A 17990-nucleotide genomic window follows, 5' to 3' on the forward strand; every position below is an offset into this window, starting at 1 on the left:
ATGAATCGAACGATCACATGGCTTACTTACATTTTTATTATATGTTTAGCTATTCTGTGGATAGTCCCCTTGTTGCTCGTCTTGATGAATTCAACGAAGTCTTTGGTTGATTTCACCAAAGGGAGTATATGGGCTTGGCCGAAAGCATTTCATTTTTTTCAAAATGTTAAAGAAGCATTGGTCGTAGGTGGGCTTACCAAATATTTAAAAAACAGCTTAACTTACGGTGTTATTGGCGCATTTTGCAGTATATTTATCGCAGCTATCGCAGCACACGGGTTGGTTATTTTACGTCTGAAGGGTTCTTTCTTTTGGTTTTTATTAATCTATAGCGGAACCATATTTCCTTTTCAGATGTATTTAGTTCCATTGTTTAGAGGGTATCAGAAATTAGGCATCTACGATACGTTTTTTGGTATGTGTTTATTTTATACAGCCATTTGCATACCATTTTGCGTTTTTCTATTACGAAATTTTATGTCCACCATCTCACGCGAATATGTAGAAGCAGCGCAAATGGATGGATTCAGCTCTTTTGGCCTTTTCCTAAAAATAATCGTTCCCTTCATTATTCCACCGGTTACTGTCTTGTTCTTATTTCAATTCACATTCATTTGGAATGATTTGGTATTCGGCCTGATATTAACTCGTAGCGAAACCATTCGCCCTATTATGACGGGTCTAGCTGCCATGCAAGGCCTATACTTCTCGACTGGAATAACGACACTGATGTCAGGCATTGTTATAACCTCGATACCAACCATATTCCTGTTCCTGTTCCTGCAAAAAAACTTTATTAAAGGTTTGCAAATTACAGTGAAGACGTAGGCTAAAAATGGAACTTTGAATTGTCATATTTCGGGAAGGGCAATCGCTCCGTCTATCCGCCAAATTAATCAGGGGGATGTGAAAGTCACAATAACTAGGCTAATGTACTGTCAAATGGTTATTCACCTACGTAACATGAAGTACGATTGAATATAGAATCATATATGCTTTAATAAAGGAGCGTGTTTCAGTCATGTTTAGACCGCAAATGGATTTTGAAGTAACCCATAGACAAATGCCACAATCTCCCCCGCCAGCATTCGTCCCGCCAAAACCTGATGTTTCCTATGCCATTGATTGTATTTTTGAATACACCTATTTTTGGCTAAGAACTGGAGAGCAATTTTGGTTTTATCCGATTTATGTAGGGCATGAAGGAGTCGCAGGTTACAGATGGAGCGGAGCATATTGGTATTTTGACGGTATCGATTCGAGATTCATTGATGCCGTTGCGTGTCCTCCGATTCCTACGCTTTACTGAACAAAATTCCATTCTTACTGAAGAAGCCGGATTGTGGGGCACCGTGCTCCATTCGGATTAAGGCTTCCGGTACACGTCCCAGGCGTAAAAGAACACTTCCATCGAAGTGTTCTTTTCGTATCTCAAAACCACTTATTCTTACTTAGAAGCTTTCCAAGCATCTATCTGCTTTTGCATTTCGGCGAGAATTTTATCGGAGCCAGCTGTTTTGAGTTTGGCTACAAACTCATTATATTTATCTTCAGTAGTAACACCTAGATCTATAGATCTGTAATATTCATCATAGACAGCGCTTACTTTGCCGATTTCACCTTTCACTGGCTCAGCATTGAATGTAAAACCCAGTAATTTGGAAGGGATTGCGGAATCGTTAATTTTCTTGGTGTCCTCCCATACCGTTTTAGGCATTCCTTTCTCTACATTTGCCAGATAATTGGTAGCAAACATCCAAGGCACCTGCGGGTTATATCCTTTTTGATTGTCTCCAGGAACCATATATCCGTCTGCGTCGATCTTGTAGTGCTTATCTTTGATTCCGAAGTTTAACAAGTTATAAAGGTCTTTGTCCGTATTCAAAAGCTCAAGCAGCATCATCGCTCTCTCCGGATTCTTGGAATTGCGATTGATGGCATGCATTGTGGCGACAATACCGCCGGTTGTCAAGTGGGGAGTTCCCGCAGGAATACCAGCGTAAGGAGTTCCGCCTAAGTTAGAAGCGAGAACGTCGCCTCCGGGCTTGTAGGCGCCACCGATATCAATAGACCATTTTCCTGCTTTGGCCTCGGCCCACTCGTCACTTTTCTTGGAAATACGTTCCTTGGAGTTGAGGTAGCCCTTCGCATTCCAGTCCCTCATGATAGCGGCGAACTTTTTAACGCTAGGGGATTCGTATTGATTGATTACTTTGAGGCTGTCGTCCGAGTAGGCAACGGCTCCCGGGACATTGATACCGACTATCGTTTCGAAATCAAACGCATCCTGGTACATGTTTAAGCCTGTAATGAAAGCTTTGTCAGGATAATCTTTTTTAATTTTCTCAAGAATAGGTTCAAGAGCCGTTAAGTTATCGACGGTCAACTTGCCGCTCAGTGCTTTCGTGTCGATACTGTACTTATCAACAAATTCCTTCGGGAATTCGACAGCAGGTGTTCTGGCAGAGATCTGCTGGTTGACAAATCCGTAAATCTTACCCTTTACTTTGGTCGCTTCCCAGAACGTTTTCGGAACGGATGCATAAGATTTGGGCGCATATTTAACGAGTAGATCATCCAGTGGCAAGAACGCTCCTTTTGCGACGTTCTGGCTGTAGTTATTCATCCAGTTTGATGTGAATGTAAGATCATAGGGTTCACCGGAAGCGATCACCACTTGCATTTTCTGATCGAATTCGCCAAAGCTGAAAGTCTTGAAATCGACTGTTGCATTGATTTTGGATTTAATAACTTTGTTTACCTCTGCAAACACGGCATCTTGCTCAGGCTGCGGGAAGGTTCCTCCGACATACCAAGTGAGCTTCACTTCTGGAAGCGCTGCCGTCGAATCGGTCTTGCCGCTGGTCGCCGAACTGCTGGAGGGGGCTGGTGTTGCACTTGATGTAGTGCTTGAACTAGTGGAACCGCAAGCAGAGAAGATCATACTGCTAGCAAGAAGTACGGTTGTTGCGATGACACCTGTTCTCGATAATCGAAGATGTTGAAACATGTCTATTTCCTCCCTTAAACTATAATTATATTCTTAAAATGGAATCATCCATATTTAAGCTAACCTTTCACAGCGCCAACTGTGAGCCCTTTGACAAAATACTTCTGAAAGAACGGGAATACGAGGAGCATAGGGCCAGCAGCCAGGATAGCCATGGCCATTCGAGCGGACTCGGACGGCAGGACAATATTGTTCATCCCCGGAGGCATCATATTGCTGGAGCTCGTCAGATATTGGATGTTGCTCATCATGCGATATAACATGAACTGCAGCGGGACAAGAGATTCTTTCTCGATATATAGTAAGCTTAACCACCAGTCATTCCAATATTGCAGCAAGGTAAATAAGGCTATCGTGGCCAACCCGGGCTTAGCGAGAGGCAGAACGATCTGGAAGAAAATTCTGAACTCGCTGGCACCGTCAATCATGCACGATTCGATAATGTTCAGAGGGATCTTTTGCATGAAGGACCTTAAGATCAAAATAAACCAAGGGATGGCTAAGTAAGGGAGAATAAGCACCCAAATCGTATTTTTCAAATGAAGAAAATTACTGATCAGCATGTAAGTCGGAACTAATCCGCCGTTAAACAGCATTGTAAAGAAAATGTAGAAGCTTAACGGATTTTTGAATTTATAATCTTCCCGAGAGATGGCATATGAAATGCCGGCCATGATTAACACAGAAAGAAAGGTGCCTACCAAACAAACAAGAATGGATACCTTGAATGCATTCAAGATCTGTATAGGATTGTATAGAACGTACCTGTAGGCGTTTAAATCGAATATACGCGGAAATATGCTGTATCCATTTTTAACAATATCGGGCTCATTGCTTACAGAAATGGAGATGATGGACACTAGCGGGATCAAGCAACTAAGACAGAAAACGATAAACAAACCATGGATCAATAACTGAGGAATCCTTCTCTTTATAGTCACGACTGAGCCTCCCGACCTCTAGAATAATTTATTTTCTTCGTTTACTTTTCTTACCACATAATTACTGAGCAAGACGACGATAAACCCCATAAGGGACTGGAATAGTCCGACAGCAGATGACATGCCAATATCGCCAGACACTTTCAACATGCGGTACACATACGTGTCGATAACTTGAGTCACAGGGAATAATTGTCCGATTTCTCGGGGGACAAAGAAAAATAATCCGAAATCGGAGTAAAATATTTTGCCGATAGATAAAAGGGTCATGATCGTGATTAAAGGCATCAGCAGCGGAATTGTGATGTTGCGAATCATTTGGGGCTTGGATGCACCATCGATTGCTGCGGCCTCGAAGTACTCTTGAGAGATGCCCATGATGCCAGCATAGAAGATAATGCTCACATAACCGAGCCCTTTCCAGATATTAATGAATGTGAGGAAAAATGGCCAAATCCAAGTTTCTGTGTAGAATTCGAATGGAACCCCCATATGTTCAAGGAATGTAGTAGCGATACCATGAGGTCCAATAAATGAGTAAACCATGTAAGCGACGATGATCCAGGAGAAGAAGTATGGAAAGAAAAATACGGTTTGATAAGCTTTTAAGACTCTTCTGTTGACAATTTCATTTAATAAAATGGCGAACACGACGGAAAGAAAGGTGCCGACCACGATAAAAATGAAATTGTACGCTAATGTATTTCTGATGACGATCCATGCATCACTTGAGGTGAAAAAGAACTTGAAGTTCTCAAATCCAACCCAGGGGCTTCGGAAAATGCCATCCGTATAATTGATGTTTTTGAAAGCGATGAATATTCCGCCCATCGGTATATAAGAGAAGATAAAAATAACAACGATAGCGGGCAACGCTAGCAATGTAATCTGGAAATTTTTTTTGGATTGCATCAGTCTTTGTTTTTTGTGCTGCAAGTGTCTCACTCCTTCATGTTAGTCATTGTCTGGTTTATGGTTTCAATATGGCTCATTTTGTTTAGAATCTCAATTCCTCATTTCGTATCGGTGTTCTGAAAGCGTCTATATCCTTAGTTCTCATATGATGAATGTATTCTCATTAGGGTTCAAAAAGAAAACTGGCTCAACCTTGAGCCAGTTTAGTGCAACGCTATTTACTTATGACAGTTCTCATTACGTATAATTATTCTCAAATACGCTTTTCTTCCTAGCATTGCTGCGGTATTGATTGGGCGTTACTCCGTACGCTTGTTTAAATAGGTTATAAAAGTGGCTGCGGCTCAGAAATCCCGACTTGTCCATGATCACATTGATGGTTTCGTCGGAATTGGAAATTAGCTCGCTGGCATACTTCAGACGTATGTTATCGATATAATCGGCAACAGGAATGAAGCGGTGCTTTTTAAAAATATTCCCTAAATAGCGTGGCGATAAATTGACCCGATCGGCAATTGTATTTAGAGATAACGCTGGATTCGTGAATTCTTGGTTTATTGTCATGATCACGTCGTCAAGAATGTTCAAATACTTGTTGTCCTTCTTGGATTCTAGTTCAAGCGCCAAATTGTCAAATAGATGAAAGAAGTCCGATTGCATTTCTTTAAGGGTTTCAATTTTCTGAATATTTTCCAAGTATTTATTAAAATTAAAGTCGATTTTCAAACTAAGATTGGTTTCCAAAATTTCTATCGCGTAACGAATGGATAACAATAAACGGATCATAACGGAGTTGATGACGGAATAGCTCTGTGTGGAAGCATTCTCAACCATGTTGGAAAATATGAGTTTTGCTTGGTCAAATTGACCTCGAATGATCGCATCCGTCAATTCTTTATCCTGATCCTGCGGATATTTATAGTTGTCGAGGGACATCGAGAAGTTATCACAATAGGTGATTGAACGGTGTCCCAAGATCAACCGATAACAAGATAGATCCACGGTTTTCAAATAAGCGTAATTGAGCCCCGCCAACGTATGGAAAGCTTCACTGCACGCGATGGATACGGAGATATTCAAGAAGGATTGCAACTTTTGTTGAAACTCTTGAACGAGGGCGACTAATCGTTGATCCTCGGAAGGAGGCAGCGCAGCATCTCTTCGACTCATAAAGATGACTAAGCGATCCTCTTCCATCTCAATACATTCATGTGGGTGTGATTGAGCTATAATTTCAGAAACAATATTCACCATACCAAACATAAGCAAATTACGGTCTGTGCGTTTGTATTTGGAACTAAAATCCGAAAAATGATCGATTCTAAGCAGCACGATGATAAAGCAATCAGATGGTTCGAGTTCAACATGGAACTTCTTAAACTGTTTGTAAAGAAATTCCGTCGACGGCAACTCATTAGAAACAACCAATGATCTTAGGAATTCTTGCTTCCTCATATAAAAGTCATTTTTCTTTTCGGACTCCATAAGAAGGTAATTTTGAATAACAGAAGAGATAGGTACGTATAGTCGACGAGATAAATAGAAGGAAAGCAGGATGCTGCCAATAATGAAAGATACCACAAGCAGCAACGTTTTTTGCTTCATATTCTCGAGATCATGGATAATATAGGAATAAGGTGTAATGCTGATTAATTTCCAGTCGAACACATCTGTAGCGGCAAAAGTAACAAAGGAGTCGACACCATCAATCTCCATCCGGAAGTTCCCCATCCTTTCACTCGAGGATTGAATCTTTTGGATGTAGTTTTCTTGCTTCAATTCGCTTAATAAGGGATGCTTTTCATCGTCAGATAATAATACCCCCTCACGATTAATTATAAAGATACGATTATTAGGATCAGATGAACTAATGCTATTCTTAACCCAGTCTTCCGATACATTAAGGATAATCGCTTCATTTACTTTGCCGCTCTGTTCTTGGGAATCGAAAAATAAATAAGAATATACGTTAATAGAATCTGCAGCGTTAGAAGTAATGCCGGATAATATGTTCGGGATGCGTCTTAATACAATGCTATGGGTCTTATGGTTATGTATATCATCAAGAATTGGAAAAATACTTGGATCATAGAATGAATTTCGATCATATACAAAACCTTCGCTTGGAAGCGTATACATATGTTGACCGTTATAGATATAGATCGATTGAAGAAAGGGATAGATGTTTTTATACGATTGCAATTTGCTTTTGTATTTCACGAAATCTTCCGAATCGACATCGGAATACAAAAGATCTTTCACCATACTATCGAAAAAGGCGGTGATCGAAACCGTCTTGACCGATTCTTCCATTACGCTGACATTACGACTTGTATGCTCCAAATCGGTTTTATGCTGATTATAAACCAAATGAAGCGCATAATTCTCGAAATTGTTGTTCAGAAGGGAGAATTGGACGAACAGGAGCAATACTGTGCTCACAAGAAAAGGCAATAAAATCGTTAGAAATAGTTGAAACGGATTTTTAAATATGAATTTTTTAAGCATAATCCTGTCCCCCCCTTTCCATACATTACCTTCAAAAATGAATGGAACACTTAAGGTTTACAAAATATCTTTCTCACTGTTTACCTTCACATTTTGTAATCTGTATTCGGTGAGCGAGACGCCAAAGTATTTTTTAAAGCTGGTATAGAAGTAGTTCGATTTTTCGATCCCACATTTTTCTAAAATATCATTTATCGGTAATTGAGTTTGTCCCAGGAAGTCCTTGATATTCTCCATGCGCACTGTTGTAATATACTCGGCTACCGATTTACCGGTTGCATTTTTAAACAGCTTGCCAAGGTATACGGAAGAAATGGACAAAGCTTCGGCGCAGCTTGTTAATGTAAGGTTTTTATCAGGATAGTTAGCGTGGATCATGTCGATTACGGTGTCGACGATCATATTCTTTTTCTTATCTTTTGTGCCATCTTTTAAAAGAATAATATCATCGAATAACTTGAAAAATGTCCTTTCGATTTCATCTAAGGTCTCAAACCCCGCTACTTTGTTGAAAAAATTGATCGAAATCGCATTGAATGTAGACTGTGAGCCTTCGACGATTCGATTTAGAGAATTGTAAATGGAGAAAAACAAATAGATGACAGATGTTAAGATCGTGTCGTAAGATGAATGCTCCATGGCTTTAATAATGTCATTATAGGCTTCCTTCGCAGCTTCACTGTTCCCTAACTTAAGGGAATCAATGAGCTGTTTTTCTTTAGAGGCAGGAAATTGGAAAGAGCTGTCATCCAAGTCATTTAACATCTCAGAGGTAATGATGCTATAATGACCTAATTTAATTCTATACATGGACAAGTTAAGCGTTTTTTCATACGCGTATTTGATTTGATCCGGCGAATCGATTTCATATCCAAGCGTTCCAGTTAATGAAATGTGTAAATACTTTTTGACACAGAATTGGATTCTAGTCACGATGTCATGAAAGATGTCCATGAACGGATCCGATTGCTCTGTAAGCCTTCCAATATCAACCAATATTATAAATTGATCGAATCCAGTTTCTATGACTTCGTTTCTATAGTGCTCGTTAGTGATTTCCTTGGCTATATTCGCAATCCCAATTTTATATAAAGAACGGTCTTTTTCATTATGTTGGTCGATGAAATCTTTATAAAAATCAATTTTTAACATGAATAAGAACAGATTGTTTTTGAAATTCAGATCAATTTGAAGTTCTTTTTCTTTGGCTAATATTTTTTCATGAGCTAGATAAGTTTGGCCAATGATTAAATTTTTTAAAAAATCATTTTTTAGAAGGGGAGCTGTATTTCGTTTCATATTTTCCAACAGGATTGTTTTATCGATCATTCCATTGAAAGCAGTTGAGAGAAAGCTAACTTCATCGATGTTTTTCTCAGGTTTGCCATCTTGGCCCAGCTTTTGTTTGATCCCCTTTGTGAGCGTACCAATAGGATGGTAAAGCTTCTTTGAAGCAAGGAATGCGAATAATAGTCCCATTACAAGGACGATTAGACAAAAGGCAAGAGTAATGAAGCCATTCTTTTTGACACTTGAAAAAAATGTATCATAAGGCGTTAAGCTTATAAATTTCCATTTCAATTCATCCGAAGAAACATAGGAAACCACATATTTTTTATCATGTAGCACATTAAAAAAGGTTCCTGATGACGCATTTGCATGAAGAACATCGCGGATATAACTCTGATCTGAAATATTTTGCTTGAACATATCGGGCGAGTAGTGGCTTACGATATCGCCTTTATCATCCAAGACGAAAATTTCATTTCCATCTTTCCCCATTTTGTTATCTAAGGATGAAATAGTCAGTCGTAGCCAGTCCGCATCCACATTCAATACGATGGCACTGTCGAAGTCGCCTTTATTATTATTGGTATCGAATAAAATATAGGTATATACATTGACATCGTTTACATTTGAACCATTTGTAACTGGGATTTTTCTTGGGATTGGATATAGACTAGGCGATTTGGCTGCTTGAGGACTTTTTAACATCGCAACGATTTCTTTATCAAAAAAATCATGGCTATCATAGAACGTGTTCGTAGTGAGAAAGGTATCGATTTTTGTATTGTATATATAGGTGGAGTAAATATAGCTGTTGGGGATCGTTAAATTAGTCAATGTTTTCATAGCACCGCTGATATTTAGAATATCCTGTTCCTTACTGTATGCGAAAGACATAATGGAATTGTTAAGCATTAAGGATTGACAAAACTTTTTTGCAATATTATCCATGTATACAGAACTGTAGCTGATATTAGATAAAATATTTCCCTTCATTTCTTTTACAGTCTCAATAGAAGAAGAAGTGTAGTTGTAGTACAACAGCGAGGATAGGATTATAATCAAAGCAGTGATACTTGCAACGAATGAAATGAGTAATTTTTTGTACATGCTACCACCTCTATCTAAGGATGTACGATGTAAATCAATTTTATTATATCCCCCATAGAAACTCAAATTAATAGTGTTATTTTTCCATCTCGGTTCATTTTTTGGAGATTTGATCAGTTATTGGAGACCTATTTTTATTGAAATTCGGTGTTTTACTGTTTTTTTCTGTACTCATGCGCTATTTCAAATCACATTCAATACACCGGGCTTGGGTCTGTTAAGCATTTAAAAAACAAATATGGAGGTCAAACGATGAGCAAATCAAAGGAAATGAAACGTTCGCTTGTTATGTTGAGTATTGGTATCTCTGTTGCACTCGCTGGATGCAGCTCTCAAAATACTGAACCAACAACTTCTACCCCTGCGCCTAGTACGGGGGCAGCTCAAACAGCTCAACTTACAGCAACCCCATTAGCGCCAGTTGAACTTATGTATTACTTCCCGAGCGGGCCTCAGAAGGATTTGCAGTCTGTAGAAGATGCTGTTAATAAGCTCATCAAGCCAAAAATCAACGCCACGGTTCACCTGAAACTGATTGATTGGGGCGTTTACGAAGAAAAAATGAAAGTCACCATGGCCTCTGGCGAACCCTATGATCTCGTATGGACAGGGGCGGGCTTTAACAATTACTTTAAAAATGTGGCGAATGGCGCTTATGCGCCGTTGGATGATTTGATTACCAAATATCCTGACATGAAGAAAGGTATTCCGGATATGTTCTGGAATGCTGTAAAAGTAAAAGGGCATATCTATGCTGTGCCTGTTTTCCAACAGTCAACCGCAGGGTACGGCTATATCATACAGAAAGCAGTAGCGGATAAGTACAAACTGGATTGGAAGTCTGTCACCAAGTTATCAGACCTGACGCCTTTCCTGGAAACAGTTAAGAAGAACGAGCCCAATCTTATAGCTTGGGAGTTTACCGATGCTTTCACGGTTGCCCCTCCTATGTTTGGCCTTGAGAGTTTAGGAGATTCGAAAACGCCAGGAGATCTTTACATAAAAGACGGAAGTAAGGTTGTCAATCAGTATGAAACTCCAGAATTCAAAGACTATATCACGATGATGAGAGACTGGTACACCAAAGGATATCTGCGTAAAGACGCAGCGATCATAAAAGATACCTCGGCAGATCGGAAGGCTGGAAAGAACGCTCTTCAATTGGGTCAGATCGATATTGATTCCGTGGCCTTAGCATCAGCAGGCATGGATGCTACAGGTAGAATGTCTGGCTTCAATCCTGATATACAGTCTTACGACTTCCAGTTCGTGAAGCCGCTGCTTACAAACGATAAAGCTGCAGCGACAATGACGGCTATCTCTGCGAATTCGCCAAACAAAGAAAGAGCTATGATGTTCCTCAATCTTCTGAACACCGACAAAGAAATTTACAACACACTTGTCTGGGGCGTTGAAGGCAAGCATTACAAGAAAGTCGCGGAAAATCGGATTGAGACCATCAAAGACGGAGGCTTCCAAAACTTTGCTCCGTGGGAGTTCGGCAATATGTCGCTCTCCTATTTGTCAGAGGGTGATCCAAAAGGACACGATCAGAAGTTTACGCAAATGTGGGTAGATCTCAATACAAACGCAACACCTTCCAATGCGCTGGGTTTTGTATTTGACTTTACACCGGTCAAAGCAGAGAAGGCGAACGTTGACGCTGCCATCGATGAACTTTATTATGCGATCGCGAGCGGTTCCGTAGACCCTGAGAAGTACTTGCCACAATTCCTGGATAAGTTGAAAAAGGCAGGCTCCGATAAAATTATTGCTGAGAAACAAGAGCAATTGGATGCATGGAAAGCGACAAATAAATAAGCTGGTTAAAACAATTGAGAACTCCTTAGTATTCTATTCGTAGGACATACTTCGGGAGTTCTCTTCTTAGGAGCGAAGATATTAAATCTTGGGATGACTTAAATGCTCTTGCGATAATTGTGCGGTGAAATCCCTGCATACTTCTTGAATACTCTAGAAAAGTAGTATACATCTTTATAACATAAAGTATCAGATACTTCATGAATTGGCCAATCTGTGTTAAGCAGAAGACGTTTGGCTTCGGCAATTTTTAATCGATGAACATATTCATTAAACGGATAACCCGTATACTGACTAATCATTCGCCTTAGCGTTGGAATCGAAATATGGTTCCGTTTGGCAATTATATGTGCATCTAATGATTGATAAATCGTTCCCGCAATATCCTCGACTACTTGATTAATGTTTTGTTTTGTTAATTTTTGCTGTGGCTTGTCAGCAATCAGGATACATTCGAATAGAAGTGATTCCAGCATTAATGAACTGCGGTCTACATTCATAGGAACTCCGCTCTCTAATAGAGAGAAAATGACTTCAAGCTTATTGACTACCGTTTCTGTCATTCCAACTTGTTTTACAGTATCCGTATCATAAAGCCACCGCTCAAGCCACTCTTGAATTCGACTGCCTTCAAATCTTATATGATATTCGTCCCAATTTCCTTGATCTTCAGGACCATAATGAAATACTGCACCAGGATATACAAAAAACAGGCTGCCTTCTTCTACTTGCTGCAACGGGCCATCATTCACCTGATAATAGCCTTTTCCATCGACAATATATAAAAATGCCCAACTATCGAATGTGGTATTCTTTCGCTGTAAAGTCCTTCCTGGTAAATGGCCCATTGCGGTAATGGTTAATGTTGAAATATTTAATTTGGATTTATCAAGTTTAAGATCCTCTATTCGAATTGGATTGTTGCTGATCATATAGTCCAAAAACTTTGGCATGTAGCACATTCCTTCCGATAATAGGTGGTGTTATCTTAAGTATAAATGATTAACTATAATATGATCTATTAATCATTGTAAGCGATATCAATCCTTGAAAGAAGGTGGTTAGCATCTAATTATTCGGGGAGTTGAAAATTACAGTTTGTGAGGTTCGCAAAGACGGTAATGACTGCTTATATTGTAAAAGTTGTCCTTTAAATTCACAATACTGAGGTGATCTTATGAGAAATAAATTTGTAGTATATACCTTCATATTTGTATTTCTTTTTACAACAATTGGTTATGGAGGCGTCGGATCGAATACAGCATCTGCCTCATCGCCGTATCAAATTGACGCGGGACAATTAATGATCTCATTAAATGACTCAGGACAAATCACAAGCTTAAAGAGCAAGATTGACAATGCCGAGTATGTAGAAAGCAACCATCCATCTTATTTGATCAAGCTCGTAGCCGATGGTGCGGAGCAATTACCTACTTCCATGAGATATGAATCATCAACGAGCAGCTATACATTCCAGTTCGATCCCAAAAACATTCAAGTCGTCGTTAAGGTGCAATCCAAAACAGATTACGCGACATTCGAGATTACATCCGTCACTGCGCCTGATGGTGTAGACGTTCAAATTGTTTTATGGGGACCTATTGCGAGTACGATCAGTAAAACGGTTGGCGAATCGCTAGGGGCAGCCTACAACGATGATTTTGCAATTGGAATTAAACAGTTGAACAATAAGACAATCGGTGGGTGGCCGATTGAATATATGAACCTTACTCACACTTCAGTAGGTCCGAACAGAATGCCTATTTATTGGGACAGTGCTGCGAAAACCTCTTGGGGGAGCTTTCTTCAATCGTATACATATGATCATACGAAAGTTAGATACCGGAATGTTGGATATCAGAAGCCGAACCAACCCGTAGAGCCTTTAGCAGGACCGGACGGTCAATTGCAAGGCTCGAAAATTGCCCTGTACGGGACGGCGAAGTCGAATATTTTGAATACGATTTCCAGTATTCAGACAGGCGAAGGACTGTTTCATCCAACCATCGATGGTGAGTGGACAAGACAATCGCAGAAATCGTCACAATCCTTTTTAGTCTTAGGTGACATCTCTTCGTCCAATATGGCGCAGGCCGCACAGTATGCGCAAAATGCCGGTTTGAATTATGTTTACTCCCTTGAAGGAGCAGGCGGTCCTTGGAACACCAATGGTCATCTACAGTTTAAGTCCAAATTAGGCGCAAATGATGCGGGCGTGCAGCAAACAGTCAACACGGCTGCAACTTATGGCATTAAATACGGCGTTCATACTTTGTCCAATTTTATTGATACCTCTGACAGCTACGTGACCCCTACTCCAGATTCAGGACTTGCCACGGCAGGAAGTGCAACACTGACGAGAAGCCTTGATGCAACGAGTACAGATATTTATGTAAGCAGCCTTGACCCTTTTGTTAATGGCTTTGGAAATAAGATTCGGATTAATAATGAATTGCTTAGCTATTCTACAACAACGCAGATCAGACTCAACGGAATGGAAGCTAAGCGTAGCTCGTCATATTCATGGAACTTCGGCGTCGTCGTATTCAGCGGGTCAGGAGGTATCCAGAATGTGGGTCAACCAATATGGCGGATTGGCTGCCGGAACTGGATTGATTAATGCAATTTCACAGCGCATGGCAACAGCCTATAATAATACGGGAATAAGAGCCATGTCGTTTGACGGTTTAGAAGCTGCAATGGTTTCAGGTTACGATAACTACGGCATGAGTCAGATCGTGTCCAATATGTACAACAATTTGACTAACTCGAATGATTTCATTACGGAGGCCAGCGGGATGACAGCTAACCTTTGGGATTATATTACGAGAGTAAGCTGGGGCGAATCCAACACTAGCATCTCGCAGCTCTACACGAACATGGAATACATGCAACGCAACTTATTACCTGAGATGATCGGGTGGCTTTATTTGAACAATTACAATACCGTAACGCTCGAATATTACTTGTCTAAAATGGCAAGCTGGAATGCAGGTGCCGGCTTCCAAACGAGCGTAGGCAGTTTGGCCAACCAAAGTGTGTTTTTAGAAAAAATAAAGCAATGGGAAACAGCTAGAAATGTAGGAGCTTTCTCGCAAGATCAACGCGCAAGAATGCGGTCCAAAAATTCTTATTGGACATTGAATGTCGTGGAACCGGGCGTCAAATGGCGCTTGCAACAAACGGATAGTTCAGGAGTTCCTCTAGGTACGCCTGAGGACGTATTCGTAGGAAATACAGCCGTATATACGCCAGACTTCAGTCTTCCAATAAATGTGGCGTTGGATAAAATTCCAACCTTTAGCGCACCAATTACCCAAGAGGCGGAAAATGGAACGGATGGTGTGAGCAACAATTCGAACGCTTGGGTAGGTTTATCTACGGCAGGACTCGGTTGGATGCAGGTCGATTTCGGTCAAAGCTATGATGTTGATAAAATTAAGCTGTGGCAGTATTTCGCCGATGGAAGAACGTATCACGACGTCATTGTTCAATTATCTAATGATCCGACATTCAGCAGCGGAGTTACGACAGTGTTTAACAATGATACGAATAATTCAGCAGGTCAAGGCGCAGGTACGGATTCCGAATATGCAGAATCGGCTGCAGGAAAGACAATGACGTTTACAAAAATAAATGCCAGATATGCAAGGTTCTGGGCGAATGGTAACACAAAAATTAATGCCAATAGTTGGGTCGACGTGCAGGTTTATTCTGTGTCGCAAACGCCTGCTACATCGATCTCTGTAAGTGGCGCAGGCGGTGCGAACACCATCACTGTCAGTGATGGCACTTTGCAAATGCAGGCTGCAGTACAGCCAACTGGCGCAAATAGTAATATCATTTGGCGTATTTTTGAAGCTAATGGAGTAACGCCAACGGATAAAGCAATGATTGACGCTAATGGGTTACTAATAGCCAAAAAGAATGGGACTGTGAAAGTGGTTGCGACAACAACTGACGGAACCGGTATACAGGGCTCCAGTAATATCATAATTAGTTTTACACCGCCTCCAATTAATGTTGCATTTGGAAGAATTCCAACCTTTAGCGGAGCCTTTTCACAGTCGGCTGCTTTTGCAACGGACGGCTTAAGCAGTAATTCTAACAATTGGGTTGGTACGAATGCGCCTGGACTGGGTTGGATGCAGATTGACTTCGGACAAAATTATGATGTTGATAAAATTAAGCTATGGCATTATTTCGCAGATGCGAGAATATTCCGAGACGTCATCGTTCAATTATCCAATGATCCTACATTCAACAGCGGAGTTACGACGGTGTTTAACAATGATACGAATAATTCAGCAGGACTAGGAGCAGGTACGGATCCCGAATATGCGGAATCAGCCTCGGGCAAAGTTATTTCTTTTACGAAAGTCAATGCAAGATACGCTAGATTTTGGATAAACGGAAACAATAAAATTAATTCTGATAGTTGGGTTGAAGCGCAGGTGTTTACAGCTCCGCAAATACTGGCTTCTTCGATCACAGTAAGCGGTGAAGGTGGAGCGAATGCGATCAATAGTAAGGATGGCACATTGCAAATGCATGCTGATGTGCAACCGCCAACCACGAATAAAAGTGTAACATGGAGCGTTTTTGAAGCAGATGGTGTCACGTTGACAGATAAAGCGACGGTGGATGCCAATGGATTACTTACGGCTAAACAAGAAGGAATAGTGAAAGTGATCGCAACAGCTGCAGACGGTTCTGACGTACAAAGTTCCTATGATGTCTTCCTTGATTTTACTGCTCCTGTTACATCGAACGACGCCCTTGCCGGTTGGTACAATCTTGATACGACGGTCACTTTAAATGCTATTGATTCTGTCTCGGGAGTAGCAGCTACTTACTTTAAGGTGGACGGCGGCGAACAACAAAGCGGCAATACGATAGAGTTTAATTCAGAAGGAATTCATACACTCGTTTATTGGAGTGTTGATCACGCAGGCAACGTGGAACAAGAGCATACGATTACTGTTAGCATCGACAAGACGGCTCCGGCTGATGCAACGTTGTCAGCTGACGTTACAGTGCCAACCAATAGGGACGTTACCGTAACAATCAGCTATCCATCCGATGCGACGGTGAAGGAGTACAGAGTAGGAGATAACGGCGCATGGATGGCATACGGCGCTCCAGTGGTTGTTTCCGAAAACAGCACGGTCTATGCAAGAGGAACGGATGCTGCGGGCAATGTGTCAAATGAGACGAACTGCACGGTCAGCAATATCGATCACATTGCACCTATCGATGCAACATTGGCTGTAGATACAACAGCGCCGACCAACCAAGGCGTCACCGTAATGATCAGCTACCCGGCAGACGCTTCGTTGATGGAATATAAAGTGGGAGCAAGCGGCGCGTGGAAAGCATACACCGCCCCAGTGGTTGTTTCCGACAATGATACAGTGTATGCAAGAGGAACTGATGCAATAGGAAATGTATCGAATGTAACTAGCATTACGGTAAGCAACATTCATAAGATAGCTCCTGTAACCACCGCAACGTTAAGTCCGGCTGCGCCTAACGGCAAGAACAGCTGGTACACGACGGATGTGACTGCAAGCTTATCCGTAAGCGCCAGTGTTTACGGAGGCTCCGTAACAACGGAATACCAAGTGAATGACGGTGAATGGATCGTTTACACCGGCTCCATTCCAGCTTTCGGTGATGGAACTTATAAGCTCGGATACCGCAGCAAGGATCAGGCAGGAAATGTAGAACAACTTAAAACGGTCGAATTTAAAGTTGACAAGACAGCTCCAGCGCTTTCCATCCAGTTGGATAAGACGTCGATTTGGCCAGCGAATCATAAAATGGTTACGATCAATGCCACGCTGAATTCTAGTGATGCTACATCGGGTGTTGAATCCGTGGTTTTAACGTCCATCACGAGCAATCAACCAGATAGCGGCCAAAGTGACATCCAGGCCAATTTCGGTACAGCCGCTATCTCATTCAGTTTACGAGCTGAAAAATCACGCATCTATACCATCACGTACACAGCTATCGATAAAGCTGGCAACAAAACGGTTGAATCTGTTACAGTCACAGTACCTCATGATCAATCCGGCAATCAATAAGAGAGCTCTTCAGGCTTAGGTATTGTCACGGACGTGGAGTATGCGGAATCAAGCACCATGATAGCTGGGTTGAGGCTCAAGTGATCGGATATCAATCATTAAAGCGGAGGCAAGCTGACCCCTGAGAAATTGGGGGCTAGCTTGCTTCAATTAATGATGGATCAACCAGTGGATTCGGCAGGGCAGCGGCGATTGAGCTGATTTCTATGGTACGAAAGATTGATGGTCGATTTGTTTAAGAAATCGGTGTTTTGCAATTTTTTTGGTGTATGCAGTCTCTTATAGTTTGGAATAAGATGGGGCTAACTC

Annotated in this window: 11 protein-coding genes; 5 read left to right on the top strand and 6 right to left on the bottom strand. The window is 41.1% G+C overall.

From position 1 onward, the window contains the following. Both ACBP55_RS11370 and ACBP55_RS11375 read left to right on the top strand, forming a co-directional pair. The gene (locus tag ACBP55_RS11370; RefSeq protein ID WP_464651594.1) at positions 1-828 is read left to right on the top strand and encodes a carbohydrate ABC transporter permease; all 828 of its coding nucleotides are present in this window, start codon (positions 1-3) and stop codon (positions 826-828) included. Positions 829-1021: 193 nt separating this feature from the next. Then, positions 1022-1309 (top strand): transporter, encoded by a 288-nt coding sequence (locus ACBP55_RS11375; RefSeq protein WP_464651596.1) that lies wholly within the window; start codon positions 1022-1024, stop codon positions 1307-1309. A gap of 138 nt (positions 1310-1447) precedes the next feature. Here the strand turns inward: ACBP55_RS11375 and ACBP55_RS11380 are convergent, their stop codons facing one another. The 5 genes from ACBP55_RS11380 to ACBP55_RS11400 all read right to left on the bottom strand — a co-directional run bounded on the left by ACBP55_RS11380 (position 1448) and on the right by ACBP55_RS11400 (position 9771). Further along, entirely contained in the window at positions 1448-3010 is a 1563-nt protein-coding gene (locus tag ACBP55_RS11380; protein WP_464651598.1) for an ABC transporter substrate-binding protein, read from the bottom strand. 59 nt (positions 3011-3069) lie between these two features. Continuing rightward, positions 3070-3951, bottom strand: coding sequence for a carbohydrate ABC transporter permease (locus ACBP55_RS11385; protein WP_464651600.1), 882 nt, complete (start codon positions 3949-3951; stop codon positions 3070-3072). A gap of 18 nt (positions 3952-3969) precedes the next feature. Beyond that, entirely contained in the window at positions 3970-4896 is a 927-nt protein-coding gene (locus ACBP55_RS11390) for an ABC transporter permease (protein WP_464651602.1), read from the bottom strand. A 207-nt stretch (positions 4897-5103) separates the two neighbouring features. Then, a complete protein-coding gene (locus tag ACBP55_RS11395; RefSeq protein ID WP_464651604.1) occupies positions 5104-7374 on the bottom strand; it encodes a helix-turn-helix domain-containing protein in 2271 nt (756 codons plus the stop codon). Between the two features lie 57 nt (positions 7375-7431). After that, positions 7432-9771 carry a helix-turn-helix domain-containing protein gene (locus ACBP55_RS11400; RefSeq protein WP_464651605.1) on the bottom strand — a complete coding sequence of 780 codons (2340 nt, stop codon included), beginning with the start codon at positions 9769-9771 and terminating at the stop codon, positions 7432-7434. 252 nt (positions 9772-10023) lie between these two features. On the opposite strand from ACBP55_RS11400, the gene ACBP55_RS11405 reads away from it, so the two are divergent. Continuing rightward, positions 10024-11592, top strand: coding sequence for an ABC transporter substrate-binding protein (locus tag ACBP55_RS11405; RefSeq protein ID WP_464651606.1), 1569 nt, complete (start codon positions 10024-10026; stop codon positions 11590-11592). A 98-nt stretch (positions 11593-11690) separates the two neighbouring features. Here ACBP55_RS11405 and ACBP55_RS11410 read toward each other — a convergent pair whose 3' ends face one another. Further along, positions 11691-12545 (bottom strand): helix-turn-helix transcriptional regulator, encoded by an 855-nt coding sequence (locus tag ACBP55_RS11410; RefSeq protein ID WP_464651608.1) that lies wholly within the window; start codon positions 12543-12545, stop codon positions 11691-11693. Positions 12546-12769: 224 nt separating this feature from the next. Between ACBP55_RS11410 and ACBP55_RS11415 the strand changes: the two genes are divergently transcribed. Next, on the top strand, positions 12770-14212 hold the full coding sequence (locus ACBP55_RS11415) for a hypothetical protein (RefSeq protein WP_464651610.1): 1443 nt from the start codon (positions 12770-12772) through the stop codon (positions 14210-14212). Next, positions 14163-17681 (top strand): OmpL47-type beta-barrel domain-containing protein, encoded by a 3519-nt coding sequence (locus ACBP55_RS11420; RefSeq protein WP_464651611.1) that lies wholly within the window; start codon positions 14163-14165, stop codon positions 17679-17681. The genes ACBP55_RS11415 and ACBP55_RS11420 overlap by 50 nt, the downstream gene beginning before the upstream one ends. Positions 17682-17990: the final 309 nt, after the last annotated feature.

It is taken from the genome of Paenibacillus sp. WG02 (genome assembly GCF_055396115.1).

Excerpts from the sequence above, each read along its gene's own strand:
- ACBP55_RS11370 (WP_464651594.1), top strand. The coding sequence starts at position 1 with ATGAATCGAACGATCACATGGCTTACTTACATTTTTATTATATGTTTA.
- ACBP55_RS11375 (WP_464651596.1), top strand. The coding sequence starts at position 1,022 with ATGTTTAGACCGCAAATGGATTTTGAAGTAACCCATAGACAAATGCCA.
- ACBP55_RS11380 (WP_464651598.1), bottom strand. The coding sequence starts at position 3,010 with ATGTTTCAACATCTTCGATTATCGAGAACAGGTGTCATCGCAACAACC.
- ACBP55_RS11395 (WP_464651604.1), bottom strand. The coding sequence starts at position 7,374 with ATGCTTAAAAAATTCATATTTAAAAATCCGTTTCAACTATTTCTAACG.
- ACBP55_RS11400 (WP_464651605.1), bottom strand. The coding sequence starts at position 9,771 with ATGTACAAAAAATTACTCATTTCATTCGTTGCAAGTATCACTGCTTTG.
- ACBP55_RS11405 (WP_464651606.1), top strand. The coding sequence starts at position 10,024 with ATGAGCAAATCAAAGGAAATGAAACGTTCGCTTGTTATGTTGAGTATT.
- ACBP55_RS11410 (WP_464651608.1), bottom strand. The coding sequence starts at position 12,545 with ATGCCAAAGTTTTTGGACTATATGATCAGCAACAATCCAATTCGAATA.
- ACBP55_RS11415 (WP_464651610.1), top strand. The coding sequence starts at position 12,770 with ATGAGAAATAAATTTGTAGTATATACCTTCATATTTGTATTTCTTTTT.
- ACBP55_RS11420 (WP_464651611.1), top strand. The coding sequence starts at position 14,163 with ATGTGGGTCAACCAATATGGCGGATTGGCTGCCGGAACTGGATTGATT.